This is a genomic window from Salinisphaera sp. G21_0, assembly GCF_017744115.1.
GTDB lineage: Bacteria > Pseudomonadota > Gammaproteobacteria > Pseudomonadales > Endozoicomonadaceae > Endozoicomonas.
In genome coordinates this window covers 141962-152608 of record NZ_JAGHQW010000008.1, presented here as the reverse complement: position 1 = coordinate 152608, position 10647 = coordinate 141962, and the positions used below count along the sequence as shown (strand labels likewise).

The window sequence follows — 10647 nt, the reverse complement described above, 5'->3', positions numbered from 1 at the left end:
AGATCAGGACGTGAAGGCCTTCCTGACCCTGCCCTGCTTGAAAGAGGGCTGGCAGGAGGGCAAAGACGAGGACGTTAAGGGCAAACCGCTCGACCGGGCACTGGTCACCAATATTTCCTCCATGTGTAATGTCAAAGGCTTACCGAAAGATCAGGACGTGAAGGCCTTCCTGACCCTGCCCTGCTTGAAAGAGGGCTGGCAGGAGGGCAAAGACGAGGACGTTAAGGGCAAACCGCTCAACCGGGCACTGGTCACCAATATTTCCTCCATGTGTCATGGCAAAGGCTTACCGGAAAAGACGAAAGTGCAAGCCTTTATTCAATGGCTATCCTCGGATGACAAGAAGAGTCTTCTGAAACTTTCTTGCCGCATATTTGCAGGCTTTGGAGTACCCTCAGGAGAAAAACTGACTGATAATGAGAACAAACTCCGCCAATGTCTTAAACAGCAAGGTTATTCTACGGACATTGGAGGCGACAGCAGTGATGAAGAAGATGAACTTTTAGAATCAAGTCAAATGAAAGCACTGGCTCTGTACTTCTCTTCTGCGTCCGCAAAATGGAACATGACAATTGCCGAATTCCAACAATATCTTAATGCCCACAAAAGTCCACGAAATGACGGAGTGGCTGTTCGTGCTGCGCTGAAATCATTGCTGCCGATATTGGCTATCCATGGAGGAACGGGTATCCAGTTCTGGATTGAAAAACATCGTGAAGATCCACGCTGCAATGAAGTACTCACTAAGGCATTATCCATTCCTGCACCACTGGCTTTAACAAAATTTGCACTAACGCAGCTCCCTGAGCCTGAGAGGAAGGAATACCTTGAACTGTGCAGAAACCTGAAGCCAGCCCCAACCCCGGCGCAGTGGAATGCATTACAGCCACTGCGCCAACAGCTTGGCCTACGATGGGAATTCACGCTATCTAAACGTATGATGCTGGAGATTCTCTGGCGACAGTCCGAAGATAACCGCGCAAAATACGCTGACAGAATGGACGAGCTATTCAGAACTGTGCCTGCAATCTCACAGTGGTACCGACTACACCGGGTACTCAGGCCACAGAAAATGCAGCAATTCATGGATGCCTGTCTTGACTACCAGGCTAAACCTGAAACCGTTCCGGAGTTAGCGACTCAGCAACGGTTGTTGGAAGGAATGCTCCTGATAAACCATTATCTACCGGAACACGGGAATATCCCTGATCTCTGTTTTTCAAACCGGGTGTCAACTGATGATGAAAGAGGCGTGGTTGTTGATGGTGATCACGTCATGTTGGGCCGGGAACGCCTGTGGCACTTTATCACGGCCATACTGTTCGAGCTTAAACAAACAGAGTATCAATTCAGGAATCAAAAGCTTACTGTCATGCCACCCGATGGTGAACCGACTGTACTCCCAAAACCAGAGTTTACCGTCACTGACACCGGTTTTGTTATAAATAACTGGACCCTTGAACAGTTGACCGCATTTTTCAAGGCAACCGAATTCACAGAACAATGGTATGAAAAGCCTCAGGACAAGCGGGAACCCTATGCGATCAGGCTTGAGGCTAAACTGGCCCAAATGAAAACAAGAACCAACGAGACCAGGAAAGCCAAGCCTGAAAAAGTAGCATTTCTGCTGTCACCTTCTATGATCATCAATATCATCAAATACAACAAACCATTAAAGCCAGTGGTTTGGTCATCTCTGGAACACTATGCCAGCAACGATCAGCTAACCACAAGTTTATGTAAGGCGCTCAGCCCGGTTATCCGAAATGATAATGATGGTGTTGTTCCTGAGTTCGTTAAAAATGCAGTGGCTGAAAAGTTGGTACAGATTGAGGCAACAAAAACACCCGTTGTAACAGCAATCGCTCTGCAACAACCTCCTGCAAGCACGCCCCCCCCTTGGGATCAGGATTCCACCACGAGCCTTCAAGGGCCGAAATTTACCTTTGAAGCGGCAATGGAAGAGCTGGATCGTTTTCCGATATTGGGGAATAGAGAACTTGAACTATTGGAACCCTATCGAAAAGAGATGATACTTCCGCAGTTAATGAGTGTTCTCCAAAAGATCAACCATTATGATGTGGATAGACAGACACAAAACGCCTGGCATTCAGCCTTGGAATGCAGAAAAAAAGACCCTCTTGGGCTGAACGAAATTGACATTGACATTTGGGAATCGGATTCTGATTTATTGTCGCTGGATTTGGATTTATTTGCGACCGGGTCAGAACGGGTCAACAACAACCATGACTGGCTTGAAGAGTTCCTGCAAGGATAAACCAGTTGTCATGACACAAGCATTTTACGGTTAAAATGGCAACATACGCAGGTTAAATTGGCGCTTACCTGAAAAGCCAGGCTGCCATTTCCCGGCCATTCTTAAATGCTGATATATCACCAATCGCAGTAAACAGTGCCGTAGCACTGAGCAACCCAATGCCGGGTATGGTGAGCAAAAGTCTGCAGGCTTCATTATTGGCTGCAATGGTTTCGAGCTTATGCTCAAGCTTTTCGATTCGCTTATCCAGATGTGCCATTTCTTCATACAGTTCACTGAGGAGTTCACGAAACAGCACTGTTAAACCGTTTTCAGCATCTTCCAGAACCAGTGGGATCTGTTTACGGATATAGGATATTCCCTTTGGAATAATGACTCCGTATTCCATTAACACCCCCTGACCTGGTTACCCAACGCTGTTCTTCTGGCCACTGCCTGACTCTGTGCAGGCTCTGAATATCCTGCTGCTCAATCGTTTTGGTTGGTACAAAACGCATGCTACCCTGGGCATGCTGCTGATCGCCTTTACCCTGTTCAGGCCAGACTTCTGGTGGGACAGGATTTACCCTCCCTATGAAACCCATGAAGGTCGTAACATTGTTGCCCAGATTGAAGCACTGCCGGACCAGGCTGATGCACGCCTGTGGGTAGCAGGAGAAACCCTGGAAGGTAAACCGGTTAATCAGATGGTTATTCTCCCCGCTGGTGACCAGGCCACGGCTGATGACCGGTTCCGCCGCATGGGGCTGGAGGTTCTGGTTGATGGGGATGACCTGACCATCGACATGGTTGACTTCAACAGCGAGGCCCAGCAGGCCGGTATTGATTTTGACTGGCAGATTTATCGTATGGAAGTTCCGGCAGAGCGACTGCCAAAACAACTGACCTGGATACCCGCCTTTATTCTGCTGTTGTTCATTTTCCTTGGGCAAAGACGCCGACAGGGCCAGTGCAGCTAAGGAATTGTCGTGGAATAAGTTCCGCATGGCAGAAAGTCGGTTGTTTTACTCCGCTGTCATTCCCTGTGCAGGATGACAGTGGAGTGAGCCGGTGGGTTCTCCCTGCCTACGATGGAGGATTTTTGGCAAGGGCAAAGAGGATGTAATTTCAGTACCCGGGTTGAAATTTCATGTCATTGCAACGAGCCAATGGTACCAGATCTACAAGTTTTTCCTCCGCCGGGTCATTGCCTTTCCAATTCTCTTTCAGCAGGAGTAAATTGAAGAGTCCCATAACACAGTATTCCACACGAACAGCATCGTTAATTATGCCTTTGCCTGAATGCCTCTTGGCCAGGTAATCCAACGTTTGCAGATTGATGGGATTGTCCTTGACAGCCTGGTCATCGCTGGGACCTGACCAGCCCTGTCTCAGGCAGGGTATCCTCAGGAAGGTTATTGCGTCAGCAAATTCAGGTAAATTGCCCTGTTTGTCCATCTTTTGGAGGTGGCCCATCACCTCCCAGACCTGCTCTTCAGGTATGGTGGCTCCACAACGTAAACCGTTGGCATAATCCGCCCGTTCAATACTGATTCTCAGGCTCTGGCCATTTATGGACTGACTTTCCATTGGCTTCGCTTCGGCCGGTATTTCGGGCAAGCTGGCCGCCCCGGATGGATCACTGGTGCTGGAAGCCTGTCTCTCTATTACCGGCGCGGTGGCAGGCGGTAGTGTTTGCCCATCTCCTGAAGTCCGGGGTAAGGCCCGCCATGAAGGTACTATTGTTTGTTCTACTTCTGTTTGTTCTACTTCGTAACCTGCCATCTGGCCCTGTTGTGCCGCGGCGGGTGTGGTGGTGTGGGGAGGGTGTCCTGAAACTGGCCCGGAAGAAGAAGCAACATTTAAGGAAGTTGATATAGGCATTGCCATTGTTTTTAGTCTCCTGCTTGGAGTAAATAACCATAATTTGTTGGATACACCCGGAAGCAGTCCGGATAATCCGTACAATTAGACAAGATGAATTTGAGTAAAGTTCAAACCGGCACAAGAGGAACACCTTAGGCCTACCTTTCGCGACAACCTCTCACCCATGGGAATCAACACCCCTGACTTGCTGTCAATGCAAAATACCGGAAGACAGTTACCGTTCCCAATGGTGGCACAGCGCTGAAGTCCGGGCTGCTGATGCATTATCACAACCGGGTCATTATCAAAGTTACAAAGCGGCAGGAGTGATTACTGAAGATGCTGTATCAATAGACGGTATCGCCAGAATACTCAGTATTCCGGTGGACCAGATTCGTCGGGCAGGCCCTCCCTTTTTAGCCGGAATCAAACATATAAGCCGCGATTAGTGCTTCAGCGATTTATCCAAAACAGAACATCAGGCAGGTATTTGTAGCTCTTTATCATAGGCGAAATGTCGGAATTATTTCAGAACAATTATTTAGTTTAGATATCACAGAAAAATGAACCTCTGCACAGAACAGCGGTCTGCTTTATTATATTTTCCTGAATTAATGAAATATAATTATGCATAGAACCCCTGCTGCTAACGCCAGGCCAGGTAATTATTACAACCAACCGGATAACCAAGCCGCTTCTTCAAGGCTTGGGCGATATAGACATGACACAGTAAGACAGTGGGATAATCCTTATCGCACTATCCCGTGGCGTAATGAATTTTACCCTTCTTCTGGCGCATACACTTCTCAATATCTACAGTGTCGTTCAGTAACCCCTGCTCAAGATTTTAATGCCCTTGTCAACCCAGAAATAATGGATGATCTGTTGAGTAAATCTGATCGTTTCGCTCATCGCTATGATGGGAGAAATCATGGTCAATTTGCCATTACCATTAAAAAATACGCGTCAGCTTCTAAAAGACCGTTAAATCGAGCGGAACAAAGCCAGCTGATGCGTTTTCTACAAAATTTTACAGTAACACGGAGCTGGAATTGGCGAAGCCTGGCGACAACACTTCATTCATTTACTTCAGCCGGTGTTTTTACCCCTCATCACCCCATGGATGAGCGTGTCAAGCTTACTCAAGCTGCCTTATTGTCAACGCTTCTTGATGCAATAGTATTCAAGTGCCACCAAAAACCTGGGGCCAGGGATATTGACACCCAGCAAATCGCCAACCTGCTGTGGGCCATGGCGAAACTGGTGGACAACGGGCAGGAGCTGACACCAGGGCTCAAAAAGGCCGTGGCCGCACTGTTGCCCAATGTGAACGCACAGAAAGACCAATTTATTGCTCAGGGTATCGCCAACCTGCTGTGGGCCATGGCGAAACTGGTGGACAACGGGCAGGAGCTGACACCAGAGTTGACAGAGGCTTTGGCCGCGCTGTTACCTCAAGTAAACGCACAGAAAGCTAACTTTAAACCACAGGAAATCGCCAACCTGCTGTGGGCCATGGCGAAACTGGTGGACAATGGGCAGAAGCAAACACCTGAGCTCAAAGAGGCCGTGGCCGCGCTGTTGCCCCACGTAAACGCACAGAAAGTTAACTTTAAACCTCAGGAAATCGCCAACCTGCTGTGGGCCATGACGAAACTGGCAGACAACGGCCAGGAGCAGACACCAGAGATCAAAGAGGCTGTGGCCGTGCTGTTGTCCCACGTAAACGCACAGAAAGCTAACTTTAAACCTCAGGAAATCGCCAGCCTGCTGTGGGCCATGGCGAAACTGGTGGAAAACGGGCAGGTGCGGACACCAGAGTTCACAGAGGTCGTGGCCGCGCTGTTGCCCCAAGTGGGCGTACATAAAGACCAATTTATTCCTCAGGCTACCACCACCCTGCTATGGGCCATGGCGAAACTGCCGGGCAACGTGCAGGAGTGGACACCAAGGCTCAAAGAGGCCGTGACCGCACTGCTTCCCCGGGTGAACGCACAGAAAGCCAACTTTAAACCACGGGAAATCGCCAGCCTGCTGTGGGCCATGGCGAAACTGGCGGACAACGGGCAGGTGTTGACACCTGAGTTCAAAGAGGCTGTGGCCGTGCTGTTGCCTCACGTAAACGCACCTAAAGCTAACTTTAAACCACAGGAAATCACCAACCTGCTGTGGGCCATGGCGAAACTGGTGGACAACGGGCAGGAGCGGATACCAGGGCTCAAAGAGGCCGTGACCGCACTGCTTCCCCGGGTGAACGCACAGAAAGACCAATTTATTCCCCGGGCTGTCGCCAACCTGCTGTGGGCCATGGCGAAACTGGTGGACAATGGGCAGAAGCAAACACCTGAGTTCAAAGAGGCCGTGGCCGCACTGTTGCCCCACGTAAACGCACAGAAAGTTAACTTTAAACCTCAGGAAATCGCCAACCTGCTGTGGGCCATGGCGAAACTGGCAGACAACGGCCAGGCGCAGACACCAGAGTTCAAAGAGGCTGTGGCCGTGCTGTTGTCCCACGTAAACACACAGAAAGCTAACTTTAAACCTCAGGAAATCGCCAACCTGCTGTGGGCCATGGCGAAACTGGCAGACAACGGCCAGGAGCAGACACCAGAGTTCAAAGAGGCTGTGGCCGTGCTGTTGCTCCACGTAAACGCACAGAAAGCTAATTTTAAACCACAGGAAATCACCAACCTGCTGTGGGCCATGGCGAAACTGGTGGACTATGGCCATGAGTGGACACCAGAGTTCACAGAGGCCGTGGCCGCGCTGTTGCCCCAAGTGGACGCACAAAAAGACCAATTTATTCCTCAGGCTATCGCCAACCTGCTGTGGGCCATGGCGAAACTGGTGGAAAACGGGCAGGTGCGGACACCAAAGTTCACAGAGGCCGTGGCCGCGCTGTTGCCCCACGTAAACGCACGGAAAGCTAACTTTAAACCACAAGAAATCACCAACCTGCTGTGGGCCATGGCGAAACTGGTGGACAATGGGCAGAAGCAAACACCTGAGTTCAAAGAAGCCGTGGCCGCGCTGTTGCCCCACGTAAACGCACAGAAAGCTAACTTTAAACCACAGGAAATCACCAACCTGCTGTGGGCCATAGCGAAACTGGTGGACAACGGGCAGGTGCAGACACCAGGGCTCAACGAGGCCGTGGCCGGGCTGTTACCCTGCGTGAACGCACAGAAAGACCAATTTATTCCTCAGCATATAGCCAGCCTGCTGTGGGCCATGGCAAAACTGGTGGACAACAGGCAAGAGCAGACACCAGATCTCAACGAGGCCGTGGCCGTGCTGTTGCCCTACGTGAACGCACAGAAAGACCAATTTAGTCCTCAGCATATCGCCAACCTGCTGTGGGCCATGGCGAAACTGGTGGACAATGGGCAGGTGCGGACACCAGGGCTCAACAAGGCCGTGGCCGTGCTGTTACCCTACGTGAACGCACATAAAGACCAATTTATTCCTCAGAATATAGCCAACCTGCTGTGGGCCATGGCGAAACTGGTGGACAATGGGCAGGTGCGGACACCAGGGCTCAACAAGGCCGTGGCCGTGCTGTTACCCTACGTGAACGCCCATAAAGACCAATTTATTCCTCAGCATATAGCCAACCTGCTGTGGGCCATGGCAAAACTGGTAGACAACAGGCAAGAGTTGACACCAGATCTCAACGAGGCCGTGGCCGTGCTGTTGCCCCACGTGAACGCACAGAAAGACCAATTTATTCCTCAGGCTATCGCCAACCTGCTGTGGGCCATAGCGAAACTGGGTGAATTCGTTGAGCTGAACGTGGTTACCTCTACGTTCGAATCGCTTGTCTGCCAAATCAGTGAAAACCCTCAGCTCTCTCAGCAAGACATATTAATGTCTCTCTGGGGAGTAATGGCATGCTGTGCCAGGTTGTCTCTGGTCCCCAATGCCAATAAAAATAACGTGTTTGAAAAGCACATGGATGACCTGTTTACCCGCATGGAAAATACATTCCCGGACAATGAAGGAGAGCAATCCATCATTGCCATGGCCGCAAGTTGGCTTGGGAAACCTTGTCCATTCGTCCCCCACCATTACCGGACAACCATGTCAAAAACTCAAACCGCTTTCCACGATCAACTCAAATCACGCATTCCCTCTTTGAGGATTGAAAAAGAAAAAAGTCTGAACACATTACATCCGGTAAACCTGCTACTGCCAGATCACAACATTGTGATTGAAGTTCAGGGACCATCGCATTACGTGGGTGGTGATTTCAAAACCAGGAATGGCTCGACACTGCTTAAAATCGCACTGCTGCAAAAATCAGGATTTGAGGTCATTGAAATCCCGGTTAGCGAGCTTGGGAACCGGGATTCCATGAAACGATGTATTGATCACATAAAGACCAGGGTAGCCACCCAGCTGCCGGAGCGTGCCTCTGCAGCGCTTAAAAGAAGGCGGGCAGATGAGGCACACATGACTATCGATAAAGAAAGGCAACCCTCAGATTACTTTCACTTAACCGCCGAAGAACATTCAGAACAGCAAACCGGCAAACCAAAACGTAAAAAAAGGAAGAGAAACAAATGAAGACCATTGATGATCATTGCTACCACAGTCTGTCCAATGGTGACATTGCGTGCATCCTTCAAACCAAATACCTTCATGGCTAAACAAAGAAAATTGGGGTCAGGTCTTTGTGTACAAATAATGTCGTTTATGAGAAAGGTCAGAGTTTTGGAAGGTAGAGTTTGGGAGAATGAAGTCAAGGGGTATTTGGGGCAGGCCTTACATTCTAAAATATCTTCTTTTAGTCTCTGTAAACGACAAAAGTTGTGCACAAAGAAAGACCTGCCCCTGATTTTCCGGCACTGCTTGTTGGTGTCGGGTTATTCGGTTTTATATGGTTATGTTTGCAGCTCCTCACAACCAAACAAAAGTTAACACATTTAATCAAACCTCTCTAAAAATTGATCTAAGTCAAAATAATTTTCCTGAAATAAAAGACACTAGACCGCGTGTGGCCTTTTAAAAGAAAAAATCTTTATGACAACAACTACTTCAGCCTTCGCTCGTTCTGGCCCCGGACTCACGTATTGGGTCTCTCTGATTGCCGGCCCTCTGGTTTTACTGCTGACTATTTTTACTGCGCCTCCTGAAGGAATGGCGCAAAATGCCTGGTATATGGTGGGTGTCGCCAGCATGATGGCGATCTGGTGGGTATCAGAGGTGGTTCCTATTCCTGTGACTTCCCTGTTGCCCATTCTGCTGGTGCCACTTTTGGGTGTTGCCAGTATCAAAGCCGTGACAGCCCCTTTTGCTCATCCGACCATTTATCTGTTTTTTGGCGGGTTTATGTTGGGTATGGCGATGGAACGCTGGAATCTGCATAAGCGTATAGCTCTCCATATTATGCTGCGTACCGGTGTTCGTCCTGACCTGCAGATTGGCGGTTTTATGGTGGCTACCGCATTTCTGAGTATGTGGGTGTCCAATACGGCTACCAGCGTGATGATGTTACCTATTGGTTTGTCCGTTGCTTCCATGGTGTCTGGCAGTGATGAAGATAAAAATAAAAATTTCTCCAAAGCCTTGTTGCTGGCCATTGCCTACAGCGCCAGTATTGGTGGCCTGGCCACTTTGATTGGAACGCCTCCCAATGCTTTGCTGGCGGCCTTCCTGTCTGAAACGTACAACATAGAAATTGGTTTTGCACAGTGGATGATGGTGGGTCTGCCAGTTTGTCTGCTTATGCTGGGTGCCAGTTGGTTGTGGTTGACTAAATTTGGTTTCGATCTGGATAAAAATGAAAATCCAAACGCTACTGAGTTGTTCAAATCGAAGCTGAAAGAGCTCGGTGTTATAACCCGTGGCGAGAAAACCGTTGCCATTATCTTTGTTGTCACAGCGACTCTCTGGATCTTTCGACCACTACTAAAAGGCTATATTCCAGGCCTTTCTGACACCATGATTGCTATTGCAGCGACCATCAGTCTGTTTATCATTCCGGTAAAACAGGATGAGCGTGTGTATGTGATGTCCTGGGAAAAAGCCCGCGAAATTCCCTGGGGTGTCTTGATGCTGTTTGGTGGAGGTTTGACGCTGGCAGCTCAGATCAAAAGTACCGGCCTGGCTTCCTGGGTTGCCGAGGCCATGAGTGTTGTGGCGGGCATGCCAATACTGCTGGTGGTTGCCTTCGTGGTAACAGTCATTATTTTTCTGACCGAGTTAACCAGTAACACGGCAACTGCCGCCGGTTTTCTGCCATTAATGGGGGCTTTAGGTGTAACCCTTGGCATTGAGCCGTTTATGCTGGCTGCGCCTGCCGCTCTGGCCGCTAGCTGCGCCTTTATGATGCCGGTAGCTACTCCTCCAAACGCCATTGTATTTGGTGCTGGCAAACTGGAAATCAAAGATATGATCAAAGCCGGATTTGCCCTGAATATTATCGGTATCATTCTGGTTACTTTGGTTGGTTATTATTTGGTGGGTGCTGTTTTGGGTGCACATTAAGAACTGTCCCGGAATAAGTTCCGCAATTGGCTGGG

Annotated in this window: 6 protein-coding genes; 4 read left to right on the top strand and 2 right to left on the bottom strand. The window is 49.4% G+C overall.

What is annotated here, in order from left to right; translation table 11 throughout:
• Nucleotides 1-2278, top strand: a 2278-nt coding sequence (locus tag J7439_RS06170; protein ID WP_209200949.1) for a hypothetical protein, incomplete at its 5' end; no start/stop codon positions are given.
• A 64-nt stretch (nt 2279-2342) separates the two neighbouring features.
• On the opposite strand, the gene J7439_RS06165 is transcribed toward J7439_RS06170, so the two are convergent.
• Entirely contained in the window at nt 2343-2666 is a 324-nt protein-coding gene (locus J7439_RS06165; protein ID WP_209200948.1) for a transposase, read from the bottom strand.
• Nucleotides 2667-2721: 55 nt separating this feature from the next.
• Between J7439_RS06165 and J7439_RS06160 the strand changes: the two genes are divergently transcribed.
• Nucleotides 2722-3237, top strand: a complete 516-nt coding sequence (locus J7439_RS06160) for a DUF3394 domain-containing protein (RefSeq protein WP_209200947.1) — start codon at nt 2722-2724, stop codon at nt 3235-3237.
• 148 nt (nt 3238-3385) lie between these two features.
• Here J7439_RS06160 and J7439_RS06155 read toward each other — a convergent pair whose 3' ends face one another.
• Nucleotides 3386-4147 carry a hypothetical protein gene (locus tag J7439_RS06155; RefSeq protein ID WP_209200946.1) on the bottom strand — a complete coding sequence of 254 codons (762 nt, stop codon included), beginning with the start codon at nt 4145-4147 and terminating at the stop codon, nt 3386-3388.
• 603 nt (nt 4148-4750) lie between these two features.
• On the opposite strand from J7439_RS06155, the gene J7439_RS06150 reads away from it, so the two are divergent.
• Both J7439_RS06150 and J7439_RS06145 read left to right on the top strand, forming a co-directional pair.
• Entirely contained in the window at nt 4751-8689 is a 3939-nt protein-coding gene (locus J7439_RS06150) for an RAP domain-containing protein (protein ID WP_209200945.1), read from the top strand.
• Between the two features lie 456 nt (nt 8690-9145).
• Nucleotides 9146-10612: an SLC13 family permease gene (locus tag J7439_RS06145; protein ID WP_209200944.1), complete on the top strand. Its 1467-nt coding sequence runs from the start codon at nt 9146-9148 to the stop codon at nt 10610-10612.
• Nucleotides 10613-10647: the final 35 nt, after the last annotated feature.

Excerpts from the sequence above, each read along its gene's own strand:
- J7439_RS06145 (WP_209200944.1), top strand. The coding sequence starts at position 9,146 with ATGACAACAACTACTTCAGCCTTCGCTCGTTCTGGCCCCGGACTCACG.
- J7439_RS06155 (WP_209200946.1), bottom strand. The coding sequence starts at position 4,147 with ATGGCAATGCCTATATCAACTTCCTTAAATGTTGCTTCTTCTTCCGGG.
- J7439_RS06150 (WP_209200945.1), top strand. The coding sequence starts at position 4,751 with ATGCATAGAACCCCTGCTGCTAACGCCAGGCCAGGTAATTATTACAAC.
- J7439_RS06165 (WP_209200948.1), bottom strand. The coding sequence starts at position 2,666 with ATGGAATACGGAGTCATTATTCCAAAGGGAATATCCTATATCCGTAAA.